General features: G+C 43.8%; 24 protein-coding genes. 13 read left to right on the forward strand and 11 right to left on the reverse strand.

Annotated features, from left to right (window positions below):
* Positions 1-140: 140 nt before the first annotated feature.
* Positions 141-1334 carry a pyridoxal phosphate-dependent aminotransferase gene (locus E2R65_RS01320; RefSeq protein WP_183500305.1) on the forward strand — a complete coding sequence of 398 codons (1194 nt, stop codon included), beginning with the start codon at positions 141-143 and terminating at the stop codon, positions 1332-1334.
* A gap of 160 nt (positions 1335-1494) precedes the next feature.
* On the opposite strand, the gene E2R65_RS01325 is transcribed toward E2R65_RS01320, so the two are convergent.
* From E2R65_RS01325 to E2R65_RS01340, 4 genes are all read right to left on the reverse strand, one after another.
* Entirely contained in the window at positions 1495-2055 is a 561-nt protein-coding gene (locus E2R65_RS01325; protein ID WP_134334672.1) for a hypothetical protein, read from the reverse strand.
* A 332-nt stretch (positions 2056-2387) separates the two neighbouring features.
* The gene (locus E2R65_RS01330) at positions 2388-5567 is read right to left on the reverse strand and encodes an efflux RND transporter permease subunit (RefSeq protein WP_134334673.1); all 3180 of its coding nucleotides are present in this window, start codon (positions 5565-5567) and stop codon (positions 2388-2390) included.
* A gap of 68 nt (positions 5568-5635) precedes the next feature.
* The gene (locus tag E2R65_RS01335) at positions 5636-6784 is read right to left on the reverse strand and encodes an efflux RND transporter periplasmic adaptor subunit (protein WP_134334674.1); all 1149 of its coding nucleotides are present in this window, start codon (positions 6782-6784) and stop codon (positions 5636-5638) included.
* Positions 6785-6839: 55 nt separating this feature from the next.
* Positions 6840-8216, reverse strand: coding sequence for a TolC family protein (locus tag E2R65_RS01340; RefSeq protein WP_134334675.1), 1377 nt, complete (start codon positions 8214-8216; stop codon positions 6840-6842).
* 346 nt (positions 8217-8562) lie between these two features.
* Between E2R65_RS01340 and spt the strand changes: the two genes are divergently transcribed.
* The 11 genes from spt to E2R65_RS01395 all read left to right on the forward strand — a co-directional run bounded on the left by spt (position 8563) and on the right by E2R65_RS01395 (position 20476).
* A complete protein-coding gene (gene spt / locus E2R65_RS01345) occupies positions 8563-9777 on the forward strand; it encodes a serine palmitoyltransferase (protein ID WP_134334676.1) in 1215 nt (404 codons plus the stop codon).
* A gap of 61 nt (positions 9778-9838) precedes the next feature.
* Positions 9839-10957, forward strand: a complete 1119-nt coding sequence (locus E2R65_RS01350) for a hypothetical protein (RefSeq protein WP_134334677.1) — start codon at positions 9839-9841, stop codon at positions 10955-10957.
* Between the two features lie 226 nt (positions 10958-11183).
* Positions 11184-12506 carry an inositol-3-phosphate synthase gene (locus E2R65_RS01355; RefSeq protein WP_134334678.1) on the forward strand — a complete coding sequence of 441 codons (1323 nt, stop codon included), beginning with the start codon at positions 11184-11186 and terminating at the stop codon, positions 12504-12506.
* 286 nt (positions 12507-12792) lie between these two features.
* The gene (locus tag E2R65_RS01360; RefSeq protein WP_134334679.1) at positions 12793-13167 is read left to right on the forward strand and encodes a GtrA family protein; all 375 of its coding nucleotides are present in this window, start codon (positions 12793-12795) and stop codon (positions 13165-13167) included.
* Between the two features lie 61 nt (positions 13168-13228).
* On the forward strand, positions 13229-15730 hold the full coding sequence (locus tag E2R65_RS01365; protein ID WP_308472289.1) for a DUF5686 and carboxypeptidase-like regulatory domain-containing protein: 2502 nt from the start codon (positions 13229-13231) through the stop codon (positions 15728-15730).
* A 28-nt stretch (positions 15731-15758) separates the two neighbouring features.
* Positions 15759-16472, forward strand: coding sequence for a CDP-alcohol phosphatidyltransferase family protein (locus tag E2R65_RS01370; RefSeq protein WP_134334681.1), 714 nt, complete (start codon positions 15759-15761; stop codon positions 16470-16472).
* Positions 16469-17071, forward strand: coding sequence for a DUF4833 domain-containing protein (locus tag E2R65_RS01375; RefSeq protein ID WP_134334682.1), 603 nt, complete (start codon positions 16469-16471; stop codon positions 17069-17071). The genes E2R65_RS01370 and E2R65_RS01375 overlap by 4 nt, the downstream gene beginning before the upstream one ends.
* Before the next feature lie 5 nt (positions 17072-17076).
* Complete coding sequence (locus tag E2R65_RS01380) at positions 17077-17703, forward strand: sterol desaturase family protein (protein ID WP_134334683.1); 627 nt, start codon at positions 17077-17079, stop codon at positions 17701-17703.
* The gene (locus E2R65_RS01385; protein ID WP_134334684.1) at positions 17696-18634 is read left to right on the forward strand and encodes a phosphatase PAP2 family protein; all 939 of its coding nucleotides are present in this window, start codon (positions 17696-17698) and stop codon (positions 18632-18634) included. The genes E2R65_RS01380 and E2R65_RS01385 overlap by 8 nt, the downstream gene beginning before the upstream one ends.
* Before the next feature lie 322 nt (positions 18635-18956).
* On the forward strand, positions 18957-19733 hold the full coding sequence (locus E2R65_RS01390; protein WP_134334685.1) for a hypothetical protein: 777 nt from the start codon (positions 18957-18959) through the stop codon (positions 19731-19733).
* 173 nt (positions 19734-19906) lie between these two features.
* Positions 19907-20476, forward strand: coding sequence for a CAP domain-containing protein (locus tag E2R65_RS01395; protein ID WP_134334686.1), 570 nt, complete (start codon positions 19907-19909; stop codon positions 20474-20476).
* On the opposite strand, the gene E2R65_RS01400 is transcribed toward E2R65_RS01395, so the two are convergent.
* From E2R65_RS01400 to E2R65_RS01410, 3 genes are all read right to left on the reverse strand, one after another.
* Positions 20477-20725: a DUF1456 family protein gene (locus E2R65_RS01400; protein WP_134334687.1), complete on the reverse strand. Its 249-nt coding sequence runs from the start codon at positions 20723-20725 to the stop codon at positions 20477-20479.
* Between the two features lie 23 nt (positions 20726-20748).
* Positions 20749-21435 carry a pseudouridine synthase gene (locus tag E2R65_RS01405; protein WP_134334688.1) on the reverse strand — a complete coding sequence of 229 codons (687 nt, stop codon included), beginning with the start codon at positions 21433-21435 and terminating at the stop codon, positions 20749-20751.
* Positions 21436-21642: 207 nt separating this feature from the next.
* Entirely contained in the window at positions 21643-22494 is an 852-nt protein-coding gene (locus E2R65_RS01410) for an MBL fold metallo-hydrolase (protein ID WP_229704589.1), read from the reverse strand.
* 86 nt (positions 22495-22580) lie between these two features.
* On the opposite strand from E2R65_RS01410, the gene E2R65_RS01415 reads away from it, so the two are divergent.
* On the forward strand, positions 22581-23771 hold the full coding sequence (locus E2R65_RS01415) for a putative sensor domain DACNV-containing protein (RefSeq protein ID WP_229704590.1): 1191 nt from the start codon (positions 22581-22583) through the stop codon (positions 23769-23771).
* On the opposite strand, the gene E2R65_RS01420 is transcribed toward E2R65_RS01415, so the two are convergent.
* The 4 genes from E2R65_RS01420 to E2R65_RS01435 are packed head-to-tail and all read right to left on the reverse strand — an operon-like array spanning position 23768 to position 26015.
* Positions 23768-24121, reverse strand: coding sequence for a cupin domain-containing protein (locus E2R65_RS01420; protein ID WP_134334689.1), 354 nt, complete (start codon positions 24119-24121; stop codon positions 23768-23770). The two genes, E2R65_RS01415 and E2R65_RS01420, sit on opposite strands and share 4 nt — an antisense overlap.
* The gene (locus tag E2R65_RS01425; RefSeq protein WP_134334690.1) at positions 24108-24407 is read right to left on the reverse strand and encodes a GNAT family N-acetyltransferase; all 300 of its coding nucleotides are present in this window, start codon (positions 24405-24407) and stop codon (positions 24108-24110) included. Before E2R65_RS01425 ends, E2R65_RS01420 begins: the two co-directional genes overlap by 14 nt.
* Positions 24408-24453: 46 nt before the next feature.
* Positions 24454-25077, reverse strand: a complete 624-nt coding sequence (locus E2R65_RS01430) for an alpha/beta hydrolase (protein ID WP_134334691.1) — start codon at positions 25075-25077, stop codon at positions 24454-24456.
* A 2-nt stretch (positions 25078-25079) separates the two neighbouring features.
* Positions 25080-26015 carry a ring-cleaving dioxygenase gene (locus E2R65_RS01435; RefSeq protein WP_134334692.1) on the reverse strand — a complete coding sequence of 312 codons (936 nt, stop codon included), beginning with the start codon at positions 26013-26015 and terminating at the stop codon, positions 25080-25082.
* Positions 26016-26018: the final 3 nt, after the last annotated feature.

Raw genomic sequence — 26018 nt, forward strand, 5'->3', positions numbered from 1 at the left:
AACACCGTAAAAACCTGTTTAGGCTGACCTGAACGCCTATTATCCGTTTATTGCAACTTTTATACCTTGTTTAATTAGCCATCGGTATAATCACCAGTAAACTAATTTTCTATATTTGCCGCAATAATAAAAACAACAATATGAGCGCATTAAGTAACAGGATAAACAACCTGTCAGAATCCCAAACCATTAAAATGGCAAAAATGGGCCGCGAATTGGCTGCTAAAGGTGTAGATGTAATAAGCCTTAGCTTTGGCGAGCCGGATTTTCATACGCCCGAACATATTAAGGAGGCTGCCAAAACAGCTATGGATAAGAATTTTACTTACTATACCCCTGTTGCCGGTTATCCTGATCTGCGCAAAGCTGTTGTAAAAAAACTGAAGGACGAAAACAACCTTGATTTTACGGATACGCAGATCGTAGTTTCTACAGGCGCCAAACAGGCCCTTGCCAACGCGGTGCTTTGCCTGGTTAACCCCGGCGAAGAGGTAATTATCCCCACCCCTTACTGGGTTTCGTATTCGGAGATTGTTAAACTGGCCGAGGGTGTGAGTGTTTTTATTGATACCACCGTTGAAACCAATTTTAAGATTACTGCCGCGCAGTTAGAGGCAGCCATTACCCCTAAAAGCAAATTATTTATGTTCTCGTCGCCATGTAACCCTACGGGCAGCGTTTACAGCCGGGAGGAACTGGCAAGCCTGGTAAAAGTATTTGAAAAATACCCGGACATTTATATCCTGAGCGATGAGATCTACGAACATATCAACTTTATTGGCGGGCACGAATCTATCGCGCAGTTTGAAAGTGTTAAAGACCGCGTGATCATCGTTAACGGATGGTCTAAAGCCTTTGCGATGACCGGCTGGAGAATTGGCTACACGGCATCAAACAGCGAAATTGCGGCTGCCTGCGATAAGATACAGGGGCAAATTACCTCCGCTACGTGCTCTATCACCCAAAAAGCGGGCGTTGCAGCCTATACAGGCGGTTTAGAATCGGTGCATCAGATGCGCGAGCAGTTCCAGAAACGCCGCGACCTGGTTTATGGCCTGCTGAAAGAAATTCCGGGTGTTACCGTGAACCTGCCCGATGGCGCATTTTACTTTTTCCCTAACGTAACTTCATTCTTTGGTAAAAGCTTTAATGGCAAAACCATTAATGATGCCGATGAATTAAGTATTTATTTGCTTGAAGAAGCACATGTGGCCACGGTTGGCGGCGATTCATTCGGTGATAAAAAATCTATCCGAATTTCTTACGCAGCTGCCGAAGATAAACTGGTAGAAGCCGTAAGCCGGATAAAAACGGCGCTGGCCAAGTTGGTATAGTTGTCTGAACCCGAATTTATTGAATTGATAGAAATAACAGAATAATTAATAAAAATTCCATTAACTCCTTAATTCCACAAATTCGGGTTCAGACTCAATAAAAAATCCCCTTGCCAAATTGGCAAGGGGATTTTTTTATTAAATAGATTCCTGGTAACAATTACAAACCGAAACCGTAGGCTAAACGTAAGCCAACTGCACCAAAGTTATTGCTCTGGCCAGAGTAGTTTTCGTAACGTACGCCAACATCCCAGGATTTGTTAGCCCAGCCAATACCCGGCGATGCTAATAACTTGGTGTTGGTATCAACATCAGGGCCGCCTTTAACTTCGCCAAAACCAGATGTTTCAAATGCAGCACCCACTTCACCGCTTAGATAAATATTTTGGCTTACAAACGCTTTAATACCAGCTTTAACCGGGATCATTCCGTAAGATTTGGTTTTGATGCCAGTGTTATCATACTCCTTACCAAAATAATTTAAGTAACCTGATGTTAAGGTAAGACCGATGTTATCGGCAACGCCAAATTGTAAGCGTGGCGTAATGCCAACACCAACATTAGATATATCATGCAAATTACCTGTAGGCAACAAACCTTCCACACCTATACCAAACCTAACGCCTTTACCGCTTGTAATAGTTTGTGCATTTACGTTGGTCCCGATAAATAAAGCTGCCGCAGTACAAGCAGCAGCTATAATTTTTGTCATTTTTTTCATTGTCGTTATATTTAATAATAAATACTAATTGTGATACAACGGGCTATAATCAAATACTTTGCCAATTGGCCGTTGTATGGTATTCGTCTGTTATCAACCCATGCCTTCATCTGCCGTTAAACCATTTTCAAATATCCTATCCGGCTGATAATCAAAACAATCCTGACTTTAAATACCGAATAGTCAATTTTTAATATTTTATTAATATTTAACATTTGTTAATAAAGGCATCCATTTTAATTATAGCTGTAAAGTGTACTGTTTATTATCATTTTGTAGCCTAATGGAATATTAAGCCATAAAAAAAGCCCCTTTTCAGGGGCTGTATAATGCTATGTTTCGGGGTCTACCTCCGGGTCGGGTTTATAATTCTTCTCCATTTCTGCGAGTTTGGCATCGCCATACGCAAATTTAGTGATGATATAATATAACACCGGCACTATAAATATAGCCAGCGATGTTGCTGCAAGCATCCCGCCAAACACCGTCCAGCCGATGGTTTGCCTTGCCTGGGCACCCGCGCCGGATGCGATCACCAGCGGCAATACGCCTAATATAAATGCCATCGAGGTCATTACGATAGGCCTTAAACGCAGCCTTACGGCCTCTAAGGTGGCTTTTTCCAGGTTCATGCCCCTATCCACACGCTCTTTGGCAAACTCTACGATCAGGATGGCGTTTTTGGCGGCCAAACCAATCAGGGTGATCAAACCAATCTGCGCATAAACGTTATTAGTTAAGCCGGGTTTAAACCACAGAAACAAAATAGCCCCAAAAGCGCCCAAAGGCACCGCCAATAACACCGAGAACGGCACCGACCAGCTCTCGTATAAGGCAGCCAGGAACAAAAACACAAAGCCGATAGACAAGGCAAATATGTAAATGGTTTTTGAGCCCGATAACAACTCCTCGCGGCTTAAGCCCGAAAACTCGTACCCGTATCCTTGCGGCAGCGTTTGCGCGGCCACCTCTTTTAAAGCTGTAATAGCGTCGCCGCTACTATAACCCGGTTTGGTACCTCCATTGATCTCTGCCGAACGGAACAGGTTATAATGCGATATTAATGGTGCATTCTCGATAACCTTGTAACTGGTTAGCGTACTTAGCGGCACCATGGCGCCTGCATCATTACGCACAAAGTACTGCCCAATGTTTTGGATGTTGGTGCGGTAATTGGTATCGGCCTGTGCCACCACCCTAAAATTACGGCCATAAACGGTAAAATCGTTTACGTAGGCACTACCCATATAGGTTTGCAGGGCGTTGTTCACGTCGGATATCTTTACGCCCAGCTTTTTGGCTTTCTCCCTGTCTATAGTTAACTGGTAGGCCGGTGTATGCGCACCAAAAAAGGTAAATGCCTTGGCAATTTCGGGGCGTTTATTAACAGCGGCCACAAAGGTATTTAACACCTTTTCAAAATTCTTGATATCGCCGCCGGCTTCTTTCTCCTGCAGAATGAACGAGAAACCACCCGTATTACCCAAACCCGGAATGGCCGGCGGAGAGATAACCACCACGCTGGCTTCTTTAAAGCGGGCCAGTTTGCCCTGCAGGGTTGCAATAACACCGTTTAGCTGGTCTTGTTTATCCTCGCGTTCATCCCAGGGTTTTAGCTGTACAAATATGGTGGCGCTATTACTTTTTGTAGCAAAGTTAACTGCGTTCAGTCCGCCTAATGCGGCATAGTGGTTAATAGCGGGTACGCTATCCAATACGGTCATCATTTCGTGCAATACCGCTACGGTACGTTCTGTTGAGGAGCCTTCCGGCAGATCGTAGGTAACATAGATACGGCCCTCATCCTCTAAAGGTAAGAAACCCGATGGCTTGGCCCTGAACAGCAGTACCGTACCTAAAATGATACAAACCAGTATAACGATAACGAATTTTGAATGCTTGATGCCTTTATCCACCGCGTTGCGGTAACGGCCGGTCACCCTGTCAAACCATTGGTTAAATTTGTAAAACAGCTTATTTAAACCGGTTGATTTTTCATCGATCTTGTGCGGGCGTAACAATATGGTACACAATGCCGGTGTAAGCGACAGGGCCACAAAAGCTGAGATCAGTACCGAAATAGCGATGGTAATGGCAAACTGCTGGTATAAACGCCCAACAATACCCGGCACAAAGCCTACCGGCACAAACACCGCCGCCAGGATAAGCGCGATGGCAATAACCGGTGCAGAGATATCGCGCATGGCATGCTCGGTAGCCTCCTTGGGCGACATGCCCTTCTCGTCCATATAATGCTGCACGGCCTCTACCACCACAATGGCGTCATCTACCACAATACCGATGGCCAGTACAAAACCAAACAGCGTAAGCGTATTAATAGTAAACCCTAAGGGGATAAAGAAAATAAATGTGCCCACAATAGATACCGGGATAGCCAGCACCGGGATAAGCGTAGTACGCCAGTTTTGCAGGAATAAGAATACCACCACAATTACCAGGAACAAAGCGATAACCAGGGTTTCGATCACCTCGTGCAGGGATACCTTTACCACCGTAACTGATTCAAACGGAACCACAAAATCAATATCCTTGGGGAATGATCTTTTAAGCTCGTTCATGGTGGCAACCACATTGTCGGCAGTTTCGATAGCATTACTGCCCGGCGCCTGGTATATCAGCAGGTAGGATGCCCTTTTACCATCAACAAAAGAGTTACCCGAGTAGTTGAACTTACCAAGTTCTACCCGTGCAATATCTTTTAAATGCACCACGGCACCTGTTTGCGGCATCGTTTTAACCACAATGTTCTCAAACTCCGATTTATCTGTTAAACGGCCTTTTACCAGTACCGAATACTCAAAGGTTTGCCCCTTCATTTGCGGGGTTGCACCAACCGTACCGGCGGCTACCTGCGCATTTTGTTCGGTTAAGGCTGCGGTAACATCCGCCGATGTCATGTTCAGGGCAGCCAGTTTATCGGGTTTCAGCCAAATACGCATACTAAAATCGTCGGCGCGTGTAAATACGTCGCCCACACCTTTGGTACGCAGTAAGGCATCCTTTATAAATACGTTGGTGTAGTTATCGGTAAAGGTAACATCGTGCGTGCCTTTGGGCGAATACATGGCCACCAGCATTAATATGCTTGGGTTACGTTTACGTACGATCATCCCTAAACGCTGCACCTCCTGCGGCAGGGTTGGCAGGGCAATGCCTACCCGGTTTTGAACATCAAGCGCGGCGTTGTTAATATCTGTACCCACTTCAAAGTTTACGGTCATGCTCATGGCGCCGTTACCTGTACTGTTACTTTGCAGGTAGGTCATGCCGGGGGTACCGTTCACCTGCACCTCTACGGGCGTGGCCACGGTTTGCTCAACCGTCAAGGCATCTGCACCGGTGTAGGTACCGGTTACCTGTACGGTAGGCGGTGTAATTTCGGGATATTGCCCAATCGGGAGGCTGGAGATAGCCAGCATCCCAACAATCAGTATAACCAGCGATATTACTATTGCGGTTACCGGGCGTTTTATGAAAGTATCTGCGATCATTATTGATATATCTTTTTGCTTAAATAAATCTGAGGCAAGCCTCATTTATAGCTGTAATAAAACCGGTATTATTTTGCCGGGGCAGCAGCACCACCCTTAGCATCCGGCGAACCTGCACCGGCCGGCGGGCCAAGCGTAATTTTACCGCCATCGCGCAAGCGCTGAAAACCTTCTGTAATCACTTTTTCGCCGGGTTTAATACCTTCCATTATCACCACGTTGCTTTGTATGCGCGGGCCTAATTTTACTTTACGCTGCTGTGCGGTGGTATCTTGCGATACGAATACAAAAAACTCGCCCATTTGCTCGGTTACGGCTTTGTACGGAATCTGCACACGGTCGCCCGAGTCATCGTTCAGCACCTGCAATACACAGCTCATGCCATCCTTCAATTCATCTTTACTGTTAGGGAACTGGATCCTTACCCGGATGGTACCGGTCTGGTCGTTCACGCCGCGGTCAATAGCAAACACCTTTCCGGGTTTGTTATAAGTTGTGCCATCGGCAGTTTGCAGTAAAAAGGTAGTATCGGTGCTTGCTTTCTGCAGCTTATAAAAACGGTTAATATCCTGCTCGTTAATAACCACATCAACGCCAATTGGGTTACCGCTTGATATGGTGTTTAGCAAAGTAGTACCGGGCGATACCTGTGCGCCCAGCTTAACCTGCGAAATACCAATGCGGCCCGTAAACGGCGCCCTGATGGTGGCATAAGAAAGATCTGTAGCGGCAGATGTAACACCTGCCTGTGCAACAGCAACCTGGCTGCGGCTGGTTTCAAAGGCTGCGGTGGCCTGGTCAACCGTTTGGCGGGCAACCGCATCATTTTTCAACAGCATGTTGTAACGGTCGATATCCTTTTGCGCCTTGCTTAAATTTGCCCTGGCACTTAGCAGGTTTGCTTTGGCCTGCTCATAAGCTGCCACATATTTGCGCCTGTCTATCTCATATAAGGGAGTACCTTTGGTAACCACATCCCCTTCCTTAAAAAATATCCCGGTAATAAAGCCGGCCACCTGGCTGCGCAGTTCCACCGAATTTAAAGCAGTAACCGTTCCCTGGTATTTATCATAATACAAAGCATCAGATTTTTTTGCCTCTACAACATTTACAGGGGTTGCCGGCGGGGCTGCATCTTGCTTTTTATCTTTGTTACCGCATGACGTTATGATGAGTAGGGCCATGGCAGCAATGCAGTAGGTATATCTATTTTTCATTATTATAAGTTGTCGTGTTTGTTGTTGCTATATTTTATCGGCTGTTATACTAAGGTTATTCGGGTTGCAGTGTACCTAATGATCTTTGCAGATCTATTTTGCTGGATAACAGCTGAAACAAGGCATTGTAATAGTTCAGTTCGGCGGTACGCAGGTCGGCTTGTGCTACAATTACATCCAGGTAGGTTTTAATCCCCTCGCGGTACTGCAGATCAACCACCTTATATACATCCTTTGCCAGCTGCACATTCTCGTTAAGCGTTTGCCAGTTATAGTAATTGCTTTTATAATTGGCAAGCGCCTGGCTGTATTCGGTATTAATAGCGTTGCGGCTGTTCACCAGGTCAAGGTCATTCCGCTGCACCTGCAAACGCGCCTTGGCCAGGTTTTGCAAACGCTTGCCCCCCGTAAATATCGGGATGGATAAAGACAAGCCCGCAAATGATGTTGGGTAAGAATTATCATACAGCTTAGAAAAATTATCGTTAAAATAAGCCAGGCTGTAACCGCCCACTGCCGATACCGATGGCAAAAAGCTCCATTTATAATAAGATACATTTACATTCAGCAGGTTTTTCTGCGTTTCCAGCAACCGGTATTCAATGCGGTTGGTATAGTTAAGCATCTGGTTGGTATCTATCAGCGCCTCGGTTTGTAAACGGGCAGAATCATATGCCAGCTGTATCCCTTTAGCCGGGTTTAAGCCCATTACCTGTTTTAGATAGGCCGATTTGCTTTTAATGGCTTCCTGCGTTTGCTTTTGCGATGCCAGTGAATTATTGAGGGCGATGGTAGCTTGTTTGTAATCGGTTTTATCAACCACACCTGCCTGGTAACGCGAGTAGGCATCCTTTAAACTGCGGCGCAGCCTTACAATATCCTCCTTTATAATATCCAGCTGGCGTTGCGATAACAATACATCATAAAAAGCTTTGCTTACATCGGTCACCACATCTATCTTGCTGCTTTCGGTATTTTGCCTGTAATATTGCCTTGAATACCTGGAAGCGCGCGATGCCTGCAAAACCTCATTATTATATAAAACCTGGCTTGCCTGCGCACCAATGGTTGATACATTATGCGCAATAGCTAAGTTTTGCTGTGTTGTACCGGTACCGGTGCCTGTACCCGTACCGGTGCCTGTGCCGCCTGTACCGGCAGCAATTTGGGCAGGCCTTTGAAAATAGTGCTGATACTGGCCGGTGGTACCAATTTGCGGCAACCAGGCCGACAGGCTGATCTTGATATCACGCTCGTTGATCTGCTCATCAATATTGGCCTGCCTTAAAAGCGGCTGATTGCGTAAAGCAAAATCAATACTTTGTTTTAAGGTAACTACAACAGCGGCTGTATCCGGGGTGGTTTGGGCAAATAGTACAAGCGGAGAAAAAAAGAGTATATTAGATACAAATAAATAGCGTAATTTTTTCATAAAAGCTGAGATGCGAACTTTAAAAACCAAAATCTGCCAGAAAAGTTCTGTAAATTTTGGGTATAATTAACAGGGAATGCGAATATGAGGGTAATTGATTTTATTAAAAATAAGACAACAGGAATTTTACCTAATTAGGAGATTTAGATGATAAATGGCACACTTTTTCAACATTTTATAACAAAATGTAAAATAGTGATAGCAATTAAATAAAAAATTTAATTAATTTGCCTGATGGAAGTATATTAACATACTATTAATGCGGTGTGTAAAAAAATTACATTCACCATGCAAGTTATAAGCTTATTCATGGTATTTTTACAAAAAATTTAAGCAGTGTTTATAAATGGTTAAAAAGTTACACGAGAAGATTGCTCAGTTCCAGGATGCAAATATGATCAGGGCACAGGGACTGTATCCTTTTTTCAGGCCAATAGAGTCTGGTCAGGATACTGAAGTTATCATAAATGGCAAGCGTGTTTTAATGTTTGGTTCAAACTCTTATTTAGGGCTTACAAACCATCCAAGAATAAAAGAAGCTACAAAAAAGGCGATCGACAAATACGGATCAGGCTGCGCCGGGTCGCGTTTCCTGAACGGCACGCTCGATATTCATATCGAGCTGGAAAACCGTTTGGCACAATATGTTGGTAAAGAGGCTGCTGTACTTTTCAGCACAGGTTTCCAGGTAAACCTGGGCGTTTTATCATGCATTACCGGCCGTAATGACTATTTGATACTGGACGAGTATGACCATGCCTCTATTATAGATGGCACGCGTTTATCTTTTTCTAAAGTTATTAAATATGCCCACAACGATATGGCAGACCTGGAGCGTAAACTGGCCATGCTGCCGGAAGAAGCCGTAAAGGTTATTGTTGTTGACGGGATCTTCAGCATGGAAGGTGACATTGTTAAATTACCTGAAATTGTTGAGCTTGCCGATAAATACGGCGTTAACATCATGGTTGATGATGCACACAGTTTAGGTGTTATCGGCCACAACGGTTCGGGCACTGCATCGCATTTTGGTTTAACCGGCAAGGTTGACCTGATCATGAGTACCTTTAGTAAATCACTGGCATCATTGGGCGGTTTTATTGCCAGCGATGCAGATACGATAGATTATATTAAACACCGCGCACGTTCATTAATGTTTAGCGCCAGTATGACACCGGGCTCTGTTGCCAGCGTAATTGCAGCCCTTGATATTATTGAGGAAGAGCCGGAACGCATCCAAAAACTTTGGGATAATACCAACTATGCTGTTAAATTACTAACAGACGAAGGCTTTGACCTGGGCTCTACAGAAAGCCCTATCCTGCCAATTTACATTCGCGATAACGCAAAAACATTCCAGGTTACCAACTATCTGCAAAATGCGGGTGTGTTTGTAAACCCGGTTGTATCCCCTGCCGTACCATCTGATTCATCTTTGCTTAGGTTCTCTTTAATGGCAACCCATACTTTTGAGCAAATTGACGAAGCTGTTGAAAAACTGATACAGGCCTTTAAGGTTGTTGGTGTAACTACCAATACAACCATTAAAGAAAACATATAAGCCCATAAAAATATAGCGGTACCACACCTGCATGGTACCGCTATTAACCTACCCCCCACAAATGAAAAAAATTTTACCGGTACAGTCAAAAAAAGAACTTGCATCTTTTATCGATTTCCCGCACGACCTGTATAAAAACGACCCCAACTACGTACCCGAATTATTTATTGCACAAAAGGACCTGTTAACTACACACCCTTTTCATAAACATTCGTCGCTGCAAACGTTTTTAGCTTACGACGGCGATAAAATTGTTGGCCGTATTGCTGCCATTTATAATACCAATCACAATACATTCAATAATGCCAATGATGGCTTTTTTGGTTTTTTTGATGTTATAAACGATCAGGAAACGGCTAATCTGCTTATTGATACTGCCACTAAATGGGTTAAGGAAAAAGGCGCAAAAAACATTATCGGCCCGGTAAATCCGTCAACCAATGAAACCTGCGGGCTGCTTGTAAAGGGTTTTGACAAGCCGCCTGTGGTAATGATGACCTACAACCCCGAGTACTACGTTACCCTGCTGGAGACTGCCGGCTTTAAAAAACAAACCGACCTGCTGGCCTGGTACTGGGATGGCGCAAACTATAACGACAAATCTCTTAAAATGCTGGATATGCTGCAGGAGCGTTTAAAACGCAACAGTAATGTAGTTATCCGTAAAATAAACCTGAAGAACTTTAAGCAGGAAGCCGATGCGCTGCGCGATGTATATAACAAGGCCTGGGATAAAAACCTGGGGTTCTTCCCGATGACCAACGAGGAATTTGACTATACCGCCAAAGACCTTAAAATGATACTCGACCCCGATTTTGCCCTGGTAGCAGAGCAGGATGGTAAGATTGTTGGCTTTGGTGTTGCCATACCGGATATTAACCAGATTCTTAAAACTATTAAAAAAGGCCGTTTACTGCCTACAGGCATCTTTAAATTATTACTCAACAAAAAGAAGATCACCGGTATCCGCATTATGCTTTTAGGTGTAATAGACGGCTATCGCAAATTGGGTATCGAGGCATCTTTATATGGCAGTATTATTAAGGAGTACAGGCGCAAAGGCTTAAAATACGCCGAAGCATCATGGACACTGGAAAATAACGACATGGTGAACCGTGCCATCGAAGCCATTGGCGGCGATCAGTATAAAACCTACAGGATCTACGAGAAGGCCATATAAAATCAGCCAATCTTCATTTACCTGTAATCTTTACAGAATTATAAATTTCCAACCAAAAATTTATATTCTTTTGCCACGCCGTTAAAGTATCCCCTATTGCTTTAATGGCACTGTAATATTAGTACACGTGAGCGATCACTACCCTATAAAAAGCAACAATAAACCAATACTATCACTAACCATTATGCGTTGTGGTAGCTGCATTATCCTTAAAAACTACAACTAAATGAAAATTAACATTAAACCTGCAGAAGGTAAATTAGGTATTTTAATACCCGGTTTAGGCGCAGTGGCTACTACACTTATTGCCGGTGTTGAAGCTGTAAAAAAAGGCATCTCTCAGCCTATAGGCTCATTAACACAAATGGGCAGCATCCGTTTAGGTAAACGCACGGAAGCCCGCCACCCCAAAATTAAAGATTTTGTACCCCTGGCCAATCTTAACGATGTTGTTTTTGGCGGCTGGGATGTGTATGAAGATAACGTTTACCAGGCAGCTGTAAATGCAAAAGTGCTGGAGCGCGACCTGTTAGATGCTGTTAAAGATGGTTTGGAAGCAATTGTACCGATGAAGGCAGCATTTGATAAAAACTATGCCAAAAACCTGGATGGTACCCACGTTAAAACCGGCACCCGTTTTGAACTTGCACAGCAGGTGATGGAAGATATTCAAAACTTCCAGAAAGATAACGGGCTCGACCGCGTTGTTTTAGTATGGTGCGGTTCTACCGAGGTTTACTTCGAGGGCTCAGAGATTCACCAAACACTTGCTGCTTTTGAGCAGGCCCTTAAAGATGATGATAAACGTATAGCGCCAAGCATGATCTATGCTTACGCTGCTTTAAAACTGGGCGTGCCATTCGCTAACGGCGCCCCTAACCTAACGGTTGATATCCCGGCCATGATAGAATTGGCTAAGATCACCAAAACCCCAATTGCAGGTAAAGATTTTAAAACAGGGCAAACTTTAATGAAAACCGTACTGGCACCAGGCCTTGCAGCCCGCTCGTTAGGTGTACACGGCTGGTTCTCTACTAATATTTTGGGTAACCGCGATGGCTTGGTATTAGATGATCCGGATAACTTTAAAACTAAAGAAGTTTCAAAACTGGGTGTATTAGAAGATATTTTACGCCCTGAAGATAACCCGGAACTTTATGGTGAGATCTTCCACAAGATCCGCATCAACTATTACCCTCCGCATGGCGATAATAAGGAAAGCTGGGACAACATCGACATTTTTGGCTGGTTAGGCTATAAAATGCAGATCAAGATCAACTTTCTTTGCCGCGACTCTATCCTGGCAGCACCTATCGCCTTAGATTTAGCTTTATTTTGCGATATGGCTAAACGCGCCAACATGAGCGGCATCCAGGAGTGGTTGTCCTTCTACCTTAAATCGCCGCAAACCGCGCCGGGTTTACATGCCGAGAATGACATCTTTAAACAGCTGATCAAACTTGAAAACACCCTACGCTACCTGATGGGCGAAGACCTGATCACCCACCTGGGCCTTGATTATTACGACGATATGTTTGCAGGTAACTAATAACATAAATAATAACTGATAAACCGGTTATTGCCTTATGGCGGTAACCGGTTTATTTATTATAAGGAAATTAGCTTTAAAATAACGATATTCGCGACCAAAACAAAAAGCCCTTCCCCGGGGGTTTATTTTTGTTTTAGTTGAATACTTAGCCGGTATTTTTTACGTAGATAGTAACAAATAATTTTTTATACCGTCTACTTAAAGGTTAAAATATGGCGGTATAAACCCGATCTTACGGCTGGATCAGGAACATTTTAAGCCGGACAAATATTAAAAAACATGAATGGCAACATTTGTTAAGGCGCAGGCATCTTCATTCATAGCATCCTTATTTGACTTTTTGACCACAATAGTCTGTAAGGAATTTTTTTATCTTTGGTACGTTACAGCAAGCTTAATCGGTACCATTGTTGGCGGCCTTACTAACTTTGCATTAGGCAGGGTTTGGGTATTTAAAAAGCGTAAAGAAAAAACCATCCCGGTGCAGGCCATCAAATATATGCTGGTTTGGGGAGGTAATTTGGCGCTAAATACAGGCGGTGTTTTTGTAGTTACCCACTTTTTAAAGCTGGATTACAAAATCTCGAAGGTACTGGTATCATTTATAGTGGGGATCACTTACAATTATTTCCTGCAAAAAAAGTTTGTTTTTGCATAATATCATCAGGTTAATGAATTTTAGATACACGTATAAGTTTTTATTTCTTATACTTTTTTTATTGATAAAGGTTGCTGTATCGGCACAAACCACTGTTGTAAGCGGCAAGGTTACCGATGGTGGTAATAAAAACGGCCTTCCCTTTGTTTCGGTATCTTTTGTGGGCAGTACCATTGGCGCCAGCACCGATAACCAGGGCAATTATACCATTCGCACCACACAGCCTTATAACAAGATCAAGGTAAGCTACCTGGGCTTTAAAGATGCTACTTATAATGTGTTGCCCGGCAAACAGCAGGTAATCAATATCCGGATGATACCCACCGCTACCTCCCTTAACGAGGTGAGCATCAAAACCACAAAAAAAACAAAGTATGTAAACGATAACCCCGCAGTGGCCCTGATACGCAAGGTTATCGAAAACCGGGACAAGAACCGCCCCGAGGCCTACAATTATGTGGAATATAAGGAGTACGATAAGATGCAGTTCTCGCTCAGTAATATATCTGATAAAGTGAAAGAGCGGAGGCTTTTCCGGAAGTACAAATTTATTTTCGAGAATAAGGACAGTACAACCTATGCAGGTAAAACTTTACTGCCCATCTATCTTAAAGAAAAACTTTCGCAGGTTTATTACCGTAAAGATCCGGAAGTTACCCGCAACGTCACCCTCGGAGAAAAATCGGTTGATTTTGGGCCGGGTTTTGATACCGAAGGTGTGGGCGAATATTTCAAACACCTGTATGCCAAAGTTGATATTTATGATAACAGCATATTGCTTTTGGGCCGCCAGTTTTTAAGCCCGATATCCAACAGCGCCCCAACCTTTTATAAATATTTTATTACAGACACCGTTACGCTTGATAACGGCAAAAAACTGGTGCAGTTAAGCTTTACGCCGCGCAATACCAACGATGTACTTTTTGAAGGCGAGATCTTTATCACGCTGGATGGTAACTACGCCGTGCAAAAAGATGCGCTCGATATCAACAAAAACATCAACGTAAACTTTGTGCGCAGCATGCACGTAGATCAGGATTTTGAACTAAACCCTGATGGCCGCTATCATTTAAGCCGCAGCAATACCTTTGCCGATTTTGGGATAACCGCTAAACGCAAAAGCGGCTTGTTTGGCAACAGGACGCTTATACGGCGTAACTATATGGTTAACCAGCCCCACCAGGATACCCTGTACAAAACCAGGCCCGAACTGGAGGATGAAGAGCTGCGCAACCGCCCGGATAGCTTTTGGGCCCAGAACCGCCCGGATACGCTTACCACAGCCGAATCTAAAGTTTATAAAAATATTGACAGCCTGGTACACATGCCATCCTTCAGGCGTACGGCAGATATTATCAATCTGCTTTTTGCCGGTTTTAAAAACTTCGGCAAGTTTGAGATAGGCCCTGCAAGTACCTTTTACAGTTTTAACCCGGTTGAGGGTTTAAGGCTGCGCGTGGGTGGCCGCACCACGGCCGACTTTAGTAAACGCATCTTCTTTGAATCTTATGGCGCATACGGTTTTAAAGACGAGCGCTGGAAGTATTTTTTTGCTACAACCTACTCCTTTAACAATAAAAGTATTTATAGGTTTCCGCAGCATTATATCCGTGCAAGCTTTCAGCGCGATACCAAAATACCCGGGCAGGAACTGGCCTTTATTCAGGAAGATAACTTTTTGTTATCCTTTAAACGTGGCAGAAACGATAAATATCTGTACAACGACTCGTACCGGATAGATTACGTAAGCGAATTTGAAAACCACTTTTCGTATAAACTGGGGCTAAAAAAGTTAACCCAAACGCCGGCCGGCAGCTTGTACCCGTTCATCAATACCGATAACAGCAACATATTTCAGCACTTAACCACTACCGAGGCCAGCGCAGGTGTACGTTACGCACCAAACGAACAGTATTACCAGGGTAAACTGTTCCGCACGCCCATCATCAACCAGTATCCTATCGTATCGTTAGATTTTACGATGGGCATCAAAAATGCACTGGGGGGCGAGTACGGTTATCAAAAACTTGATTTTCGGGGCGATAAACGCTTTTACATCGCGCCGTTCGGTTTCTCTGATGTGGTTATCGAGGCATCAAAAACATTTGGCCAGGTGCCCTATCCTTTATTGAACATACACCGCGCCAACCAAACCTTTGCCTACGTAATAGATTCTTATAACCTGATGAACTTTTTGGAGTTTGTGAGCGATCACTCCGTAAGTATCAATATCGATCAGCACTTCGGCGGTTTCTTTTTCAACAAGATCCCGTTGTTTAAAAAATTAAAATGGCGCGAAACCGCCTCCTTTAAGATGCTTTACGGCGGCTTAAGCGAGCGCAACACGCCATCTATTCACCCCAACCTGTATCAGTTCCCGGTTGATGAGAATGGCGCACCCATTACTTATGCCCTGGGCAAAACACCGTATATGGAAGGAAGTGTGGGTATCGAAAACATTTTTAAATTCATCAGGGTTGATGCGGTTAAAAGGTTTACATATCTGGACCATCCCGGCATTGCCGATTGGGGCATACGTGTAAAGATTAAGTTTGATTTTTAATATTTTTTTTAATTATTTTTATAATAAAATGGAACCACAAACATCAGTACGCACAAGCTTGCAGCTGGGGATATATAAAATTATCGACCCATTTGTTAAACTTCTGATCAAGGTGGGCTTAACGCCTAATGCCGTAACCTCCATCGGCTTCATCTTAAATGTTGGCGTAGCTGCTATATTCATTATTGGCGCAGAAGACGGTAACCGGGGCGACTTTACCTACATAGGCTGGGCGGGCGGATTAATATTGTTTGCCGGCCTGTTTGATATGCTTGACGGGCAGGTGGCCCGCCTGGGTAACATGAAATCTGTTTTTGGCGCCCTGTACGATTCTGTTTTAGACCGTTACAGCGAGCTGATCATGTTTCTGGGCATTTGCTACTACCTGGTTGCGCATCACTACTTTTTAAGTTCGATATTTGCTTTTATAGCCCTTATCGGCTCCATGATGGTAAGTTATGTACGCGCACGTGCCGAAGGCCTTGGCGTAGAGATTAAAGGCGGCCTGATGCAGCGCCCCGAACGTGTGATAACCATTGGCGTATTTGCCATTGCCTGCGGTATAGGCTCATCTTACCTGGGTGGCGATTACAAGCTGTTTATTCCAGGCTTCAGGTTCCATGTGTTCGAAACCATGTCTATCTTCACCTTCCCTATCGCCATACTGGCCGTGTTAACAAACTTAACAGCAGCAAAAAGGCTGATGGATGCCAAAAAAGCATTAGCCGAGAACGAAGAATGATCAAAACCCCGGTAAAGCTGATACTTGTATGTATGGTAATGTGTACCGGCCTTTGGTTTAACGCAGGAGCGCATCATTTAAAAAAGGCAAATACCGATACTACTAAAACACGCACTGATGCAAACGGAAAGATTTACCCCACACCGCCGCCAAATGCCATGCGTTTGTTTTACTTACAGCGGTCGCCCAATGTGAATGCGCTGGTGTATGATATTAATATTGATAAAGATACCGGCAAACCTGATGAAGATACGCCGGTACATGTTTATTGGCTAAGATATGCCGAAGGGCACGGCGAGCCCTCAGAGCTGACTTATATACAGCGCAAGTTTGCCTACGGGGTAAGCTCGGATGCGCTGGGGAATGACAGGTATGATATCAGAATTATGTCATACAAAAAATTTCCGCTTACTTTAATGAAGGCTGCCGACGGAAAATATCATATCTTCGCAACTATATCCAAAAAGCAGATGATCCTTCAGAATATATTTATTCAGATTGAAGGCGGCTCTTTATGGGCACCAAATATTATTTTTGTAGAAATGAAAGGTACAGACACCGTTACAGGTAAAGTAGTTACCGAACGTTTTAAACCTTAAGTGTTATGGCGAAAAATTTTGTTTCCAATTCACAGGAATCTGTGAGAATGTTTAAGAGCAGTTTCTTAGAGAGTTTATCAAAAGTGCACTACTTTGTGCCTATTATAATTTTTGTACCGGTTATTTTAGTTAGCAGTTACTTTGCTTACGAAAGGCAAATTGGCATAGTTAACTATATATGGCTTTTTTTGGCAGGCCTTTTTGTTTGGACGCTTACCGAATATATTATGCACCGCTTTGTATTCCACTTTGTGCCCAAAGCAAAATGGGCACTGCGCCTGCACTTTATCTTCCACGGTGTGCATCATGATTACCCCAGCGATGCCAAACGTTTGGTAATGCCGCCATCGGCAAGCATACCGCTGGCTACCGGCTTTTACTTTTTATTTAATGCCCTGCTGCCTGCAAACTACATTTTCGGCTTTTTCCCGGGCTTTATTTTAGGTTACCTGGTGTATGATATATCGCATTATGCCATCCATCACTTTAATTTTAAAGGCAATTTTTGGAAAAGGATCAAACAACACCATATGCTGCACCACTACCAGGACCCTACCAAAGGGTATGGTGTAAGTTCGCCGCTGTGGGACAAGATATTTAATTCAGATTTCATCAAGAAACAGAATGGCTAATGCTACCGGCGGCCAGGTGCAGGTAAATGTAAAAACAATAAGCATTGTTACTGCCGTATCTGTTGCATACCTCCTTATTTCTTTGTTACTGGTTGGCTTTAAAACAGATCAGCTGGTTTTACTGGGCATATTTAACATCCTGTTTTATGCTTCGGTAATTACGCGCAAATTCATTTTGGGCTTTTCTATCTTTATTATCTACTGGGTTATTTTTGATTATATGAAGGCATTCCCTAATTATAATTATAATGATGTAGCCGTTGGCAGCCTGTACAACGCCGAAAAAAGCCTTTTTGGGATAAATTTTAAAGGCAGCCTGCTTACCCCAAATGAGTACTTGCTGTTGCACAGCACCAACTGGCTGGATGCCATGGCCGGCTTATTTTATCTTTGCTGGATCCCTGTGCCCCTTGCCTTTGCCGCGTATTTATTCTTTAAAAATAAAAGGCAGTTCTTATATTTTTCGTTAACTTTTGTGCTGGTAAATATGCTGGGCTTTATTGTTTACTACGCCTACCCTGCCGCACCACCCTGGTACATTCAGTTCCACGGCTTTAACTTTCATCCTTTAACGCAGGGCAACACTGCGGGTTTGGCACGTTTTGATAAACTGTTTAATATTAACCTGTTCAAATCCATATACGCTAAAGGCTCTAATGTATTTGCGGCAATGCCTTCGCTGCATTCCTCTTACCCTGTTATTGTTTTGTATTATGGCATTAAAAACCGCCTGGGCATTATCAACTGGTTTTTTGGGATTGTAATGCTGGGGATTTGGTTTACAGCTGTTTATGCAAGCCATCATTATATTTTGGATGTACTGGCCGGTATTACCTGCGCATCACTGGGAATATTTTTCTTTAACCGGGTAAAAGCGGCATCAGCCGGGTTTAACCGGTTCATGAACAGTTACGAAAGCGTGATCAATTAAGCGCTGTTGAAGAATCCTTTTAGGGGCTCCCTTACCTTTTACCCGGCAATGAATAGTTAAGATATCTGCAAACGAACCCCATCATTTTAAAACATAACATAAGTGTTATAATGGGGCCATTCTGTATATTATTATATACTATTTTTGGTAGGTTGTAAACGTGGCATCCGTATTATTTTACAACTTAAGTAGTTATAAATCATTCGTTTTACGGTAATAACAATTGATTATTGTATCTTGCCCTCCCCAGGCATTAAAAATAAAAATAACGGGCATCAATTTTGAATAGTTTAACGTATAAATATTCAAGATTTGCAAGCAGATGAAAAAACTTATTATACTCTTCACATTTATATTAGCCGCCACAACATTTGCCGCTCATGCAGATGATATTGACAGGAGTAACATCGATAGCCTGAAACAAAAACTACAGCTTACCACCAACGATACGCTCAAAGGTATTATATACACCCAGATTGCAAGCGAGTACCTTAAATTTGATAGACAGCCCAACCGTAACCTAAAAGCATATTACCAAACAGAAGCTATACATTATACTTTACTGGCCCTGCACAACTACAGTTACTATGAAGATACCACAGGTATCCGGTCGAGTTTTGATGATTTATCGAGGGTTTACATTGCCCAAAGAAAATTCAGCGAAGCTAAATGGTTTACGCTGCAATCAAACAAAATATCCCGCCAGGTAAAGGATGTGCCTAACATCATTAGTTCATTAGTGAAGCTTGCTACCATTAAAATGGAGCTGAAAGACAACAAGTTAGCCATGCGCGATCTGAACGAGGCATTAAAGCTTGCTGTAGATAACCACATGCCTGCATTAGAAGCTATTGTACAGCAAAACTACGCTTATCTTTATAACCGGCTAAAAGATTACGTTAAGGGTGATATAGCCGAGAAAAGAGCCACAGAAATAAACGAAGGTATAGAACGCGACATAGATAAACCGGTGGTTATCACCTTTGATAACAGCACCGTAACACCCAAAAAAGTTACAGCGCCAAAAAAGCCAAAACTATTGGTTGCCGATAAAAAAATAATGAAAATAAGTTCTGCCAAAAAGCTGGCTTCATTATAAAATAATCATATACAGCATAATATAACGCCCTTTTAAGGGCGTTTTTTGTTATTAGATCTTTTGCCGATGCAATTGGGGTAATGGCATCAACATGGTTTAATAAACTATTAAATTTATGGGCTTGTTGATACCGTTTTAAACCATACTACGTTAAGAATGTCATACCTGGCGATATGAAAAAATACATTTTTGGCGGCCTGTTTTACCTTACAATAATCGCATTCAGCTCTTTTGCCTGGCTTAAGCAGGGAGATGATGCATCCTTTAATCAGGAATTTTTAGACCTGATAAACCAAACGCGTACCAAAGGCTGCAAATGCGGCGGTACCTGGTACCCGCCTGCGCCGCCCATTGTTTGGAACAACGACCTGGAAGAGGCAGCCAAAGACCACGCCAAGGATATGGCCCGCAAAAGCTATTTTAGCCACGAGAGTAAAGACGGCCGCACCATGAACACCCGCATTGTTACCGCCGGCTACCAGTTTAAAGGCTGGAAAAGCTTTATGATAGGCGAAAATATTGCCTTTGGGCAAACCAGCATCCCCGAAGTAATGGCCGGCTGGTTTAAAAGCGAAGGACACTGCCGCAACCTGATGAACCCTGGTTTTAAGGAAGTGGGCGTTGCCGAATATAACAAATATTGGGTGCAGGATTTTGGCGGACGTGTGCCGTTTACCGAAGAACAGCAAAAACTGATAAAAAGCGGCAAATACCGCCTGATACAAAAAGACCCCGGATCTTAATTATTCGGGGTTTTCTGTTTTTGGCTTTTCTACTTTGGGGCCGCGCAGGTGCAATACCAGTCCGTTCAAAAAGTTACGCAGCAATTGGTCTTTACAAGGCTGAAAGTTGGGGTGGTCTTCGCTCCGGAAGATGGCACTCAGTTCTGTTTTGGTAGTCCTGAAGTTGGCCAGTTTCAGTATCTCGATGATCTGGTCGTCGCGCAGCTGCAAAGCCACGCGAAGCTTTTTCATGATATCATTATTGCTCATACTGCAAATATAAATATAGTTTATTACTTATCCGCCCAGCCCATTAATTGCATTACGCGTGTAAACTCGTTATGCAAAGGCGCATGTATAACTATTTCTGCGCCCGTAACCGGATGCTTGAACCTCAGTTGCGAGGCATGCAGCAACATGGTTTCCATTTCCCAGGTTTCTTTAAAAAACTTGTTCTGCTTATTGCAGCCATGTGTCCGGTCGCCAATAATCGGGTGAAAAATGTGCGCAAAATGCTTGCGCAACTGGTGCATCCGGCCGGTTTCCGGTGCAGCCTCTACCAAAGAATATCTTGATGTAGGGTGCTGGCCAAAAGGTATATCCAGTTCGGCCCTTTGCAAAGTAACATAGCGGGTTAAAGCATCCTGCAAGGTGCCATTCTCTTTGCGCAAGGGATAATCTATCTCTTCGGCATCGGGCGTGTAGCCACGCAATATGGCCAAATATTTCTTCTTCACACGGTTTTCCATAAAGGCCTGCTGCATGGCAATCTCGGTGGGCTTATCAAAGGCAAAAAGCAACACACCACCTGTTTTACGGTCTATACGATGTGTGGGGTTAACTTTTTTATCTATCTGATCGCGCAGCATTTGTAAAGCAAATTCCGAAGCGTCAGCTGCTATGGATGAGCGGTGCACCAGCAGCCCATGAGGCTTGTTAATGGCAATAAGGTTTTCGTCCTGGTAAAGAATTTCGAGCATGGATAAGAGCTATATCTGATGTTCACACTAAGAATAATATGAACAAAGTTTATTTTTTTGTTAAGCGCTGTAAATCAGTTAATTGATTGATTAAAGTTGCTTATCACATTAAATAATTAAAAAAAACTAAAATTTTAACTAATTGATTATTAAGATGTTCATGGTGTTCACAGCGTTCATGCGGTAAACGTGAACACCTGCATAACCTTAGCTAATGGCAAACTGAAACTGCCCTGTAATTTGATTGCATACATGGCTATCGCCGAGTGCCAAAGGCAATGGGTCTATCACAAAAACGGGGCTTTCTTCATACCGCGAAGCCACACAAATGTGTGTATCGCCGGCGTGTTCGGCAAACATCTTTAGCGCCAGGTCCGGGCAGTTATTATCTTTTGATAAATGCGCCAACAAAACATGGCTCATGTAGTTTGGCTTATGCGCAATAAACATATCAAGTGCCTGTTTATTTGATAAGTGGCCTTTACCACCCCGGATACGCCTTTTTAGAAAATAGGGGTACCTGCCCTGTTCCATCATCTCCTCATCGTAATTTGCTTCCAAAAAAACAGCGTGGCATTGCGCAAAATGGCGGATCAGGTGCTCGCAGGGGGCGCCAATATCTGTAAAAACACCTATACGGGTATCACCGTTGCTTATCATAAAGCTATGCGGCTCTACGGCATCGTGGTGTTTGGGGAAAGGCATCACTTCCAGGCCGCCTATGCTAACCGCTTCGTAAGATCTTAAACTGATGCACAGTTCTTTCGGCACATCACCGCAATGGTGCGCTGTGCCATCGGTAATATAAACCGGCAGGTGATATTTCCTGGCCAGTACGCCCAGGCCGCGAATATGGTCTGAATGTTCATGCGATATAAAAATAGCTTTAACCTTTTGCATAGAAAGCCCCAGGCGGGCCATCCGCTTTTCGGTTTCGCGGCAGGATATGCCGGCATCTACCAAAATAGCTTCGCGCTCGTTACCAATGTAATAACAATTGCCGTTACTCCCCGAATTTAATGACGCTATAAACACCGGCATAAATGCAAAGTAAACCATTTTAACTAAATACTAAAAGATTTAGCGTGGCAATTTTAAAAGATTTGTTTGTTACAAAGCGTAATTACTTACCATACATTAAAATAATGCCCGCAGATATTCCCTATTATTGTATAGAAAAAACTTTTGTACAGATGCTGTCTGAACCCACCTACTTACCGGCCCGTATGGTTGCGCCCGAAATTGAGGCCCATTTTAAAAAGCACCAGTTAGCCGCGCAAAGCATCCCGGATAATAACGTAGCTACCGCGCCCGATAACCATATTATAGAAGCTGTTATCGATATCGCATTCTGGGCAAGCATGCGGCGAGAGGAAGGGCGCTCGCCAAATATTTCACTGGCATTGCTGCAGCCTTCGCAATCAGACAAGCCCCTTATCTTTGGCGAAAAATTACGCTTAACCACTCAAAACCTCATCAAACTGGCACCCGCGGTAGAGCAGCCTGGCATCCATTTGGGCGTTTGGCCTTACGGCGACGATTTGTTTATATGGGGAACCACCCACAGCGTACCCGCTATTTGTTTTGTTTTAGAGGTAGTAGAACCGGGCTTACTGGTTATTAAGCACCGCCGGGTAGATGGCTTTGGTAAGTTTGTTAACGTTGCCGTTTTACAGGGCGACCAGATCAAAGTACTGGACGAGGCTACCATGGGTGTATCAGACTGCCCGCAATTGCTCAGATCGCTTGCCAACATGCCGCTGCCATCTTACATGGGCGAATCTTTTAACGTGCTGGTGCAGCTGGCATCCTCTATACGCTTGCATAAGCGCGGCGGGCTGGTGTTTATTGTGCCTGCGGGTACCGAAAGCTGGCGAAGATCTATCGTACAGCCCATAAAATACCCGGTAGAGCCTGCCTATAACGCCATTGCCGAACTATTAAAACTTACCGATAAAGAGCGCAAAAAGCTGGAGTGGCAGGGATCCCTGTTAGAGGCTATTGACCTGATTGGCGGGTTTACCGCTGTAGACGGGGCCACCGTTATTACAGATAATTATGATTTGCTGGCTTTTGGCGCCAAGGCTGCCCGGGCAGAAAACAGCGGACCTGTTGGCCAGATCATCCTGACGGAGCCCGTGGCAGGCGGTAAAGCAACCAGAATGCACCCGGCCCAAAGCGGTGGAAGCAGGCACCTGGCAGCCGCCCAGTTTGTAAGCGATCAGCACGATGCCGTTGCCCTGGTAGCATCACAGGATGGGCAGTTTACGGTTTTTGCCTGGTCGGTAGACCTGAACATGGTACATGCCCACCGGATAGATGTGCTGCTGCTTTAAAAGATAATAAACAGCGAGCTGCGTTCTTTTGGCTGCAGGTTACTGCTGCGGTGGCCTTTGCCTATAGTATCTTCCATCAGCAAAACCTCTCCGGGTGCAAAAGTACGCTTATCTCCTGTTGAGGTTTCAATTTCTACGCCGCCATCCAGTAAAACAACATACTGGCGTGCAGGTGCATTATGCAGATCGTTATAGCCAGCAGGTACCTTTCTGAAAAGAATTTCCTTTACCTGTACTTTTTCTGACAAGTGTCCTATTGGCCCGCCGTTAGTTAACGGATAATGCAATTCATCAAAGCGGCTCTCCCCCTGCTCGTCGGCATATACCCGGGTTACTTTAAACGTTTCCATTCAAGGCTAAAATTCGTTCCCATTCGGGATGTAGTTTTAAATACCGTTGAACATAAGTGCATAATGGAACCAGTTTTAGCCCTTTTTGCTCGATATAAGCAAATGCCTTTTCAACCATTTCTGCAGCAACACCTTTGCCCTCCAATTCCTGTGGCACTTCGGTGTGCACCAGATATATCTTGTTATCTTTAAGCTTATAATCTATAAACGACCGGTGCCCATCAACCACAAATTCAAAGTTGTGGATGGCTTCATTGTTTACCAGTTCAATGTCTTCGTATTTCATGCTAATAAATTAAAGCCGGCACTTTACGCACCGGCAATAAATAATTTTAAACAAACACATGCTGGTTGGCCAGCACTATCTCGTTATGTGTAATCGTGTGCGGGCGACCTTTGTAAACTTTTAAAGTAACGTCAGCATTCATGCCTTGTAATATTGCCACACTTTCTTCTACCCTGCTTACCGGCACATGCGGGTCCGGGTCGCCGGTAGTTATCAGTACAGGCGTACCTGCAAAGTCACCTTTGTAATTACCCAGGTTTATTTCTTCACCAATCAGCCCGCCTGTAAAAGCTACTGCACCGCCATATTGTTTTGCATTGCGGGTGATATACTCTAAAGTTAAACATGCCCCCTGCGAAAATCCTGCAAAATAGATCTTATCAGCCGTAAAATCGTCTGCCAAAGCTTTTGCTACCACTTCATCAATTAATGCAATGGCAGAGCTTAAGGCCGGCTCATTCTCTTGTACAGGGGCTAAAAAACTATAAGGATACCAACTGCTATTTGTGGCCTGCGGCGCATAAATAGTCATCTCTTTTGTATTAAGCTGGCCGGCAAGCTGCATCATATCTGAAGCCGAAGCACCCCTGCCGTGCAGCATGATCAGGGCACCTTTTGCATTGGCGGCCGGTGCGCCGCCAATGCTGATCTGTTGATGATGTGTGTACATGCTTAATCTAATTTTGGTAATGATTTTTCTAATGCGCTGCGAAACCTTTCGTGCTGTGCAGGCAGCTTTAAATGCGTACCTAATTCTTCTACCGGTTCGTCAACACTAAAGCCAGGGTTATCTGTAGCTATTTCAAACAATACACCACCTGGTTCGCGAAAGTATAAGGAGTAAAAGTAATTACGATCTATCTTATCCGTAATATTTAAACCCAGGGCAGCTATCTTATCACGATATTCCATTAACACCTCTTCATTTTTAACCCTAAAAGCAACGTGGTGAACAGAACCACCGGCTACATGCCCGGCAACTTCGCCCTGTACTTCTACCAGATCTACAATATTAGCGTTATCAACAGCATCGGTTACAAAGCGGTAGCGGTTAACATGCTGTTCCAGTAAACGGTAACCAAATACATTAGTGAGCACATCGGCAGTTGGCTGCATTTTATTGGTTGTGATGGTTACGTTATGGAAACCCTTTGTAGCGTTATCTGCCTTAATGTCTTCCGTTTCCCATGGTAAACGGGTATCCGTAGTTTTTGAAGCTATCAACTCCAGTTTTAAACCGTCGGGGTCTAAAAAGGTAAGGTATTGCTCACCAAACTTTTCGGCTACTTTATTATAGGTAACGTTATGTTTCTCAAAACGGTTCAACCAAAAATCAAAGCTCCCTTCCGGTACCGAGTAGCCAATTTCTGTTGCCTGCCTTGCACCTCTCCTGCCCGTTTGGATGCCCTCCCAGGGGAAAAAGGTAAGGATGGTGCCCGGCGTACCCTGCTTATCACCATAATATAAATGATAAGTTTCCGGGTCGTCAAAATTCACGGTTTTTTTAACCATGCGCTGGCCTAATACTTTTGTATAAAAATCATAATTACGTTTGGCGTTGCCTGCAATTGCTGTAATGTGGTGTATGCCGTTAATTGTATTTTCCATGAT

The organism is Mucilaginibacter phyllosphaerae (assembly GCF_004378255.1).
Lineage (GTDB): Bacteria > Bacteroidota > Bacteroidia > Sphingobacteriales > Sphingobacteriaceae > Mucilaginibacter > Mucilaginibacter phyllosphaerae.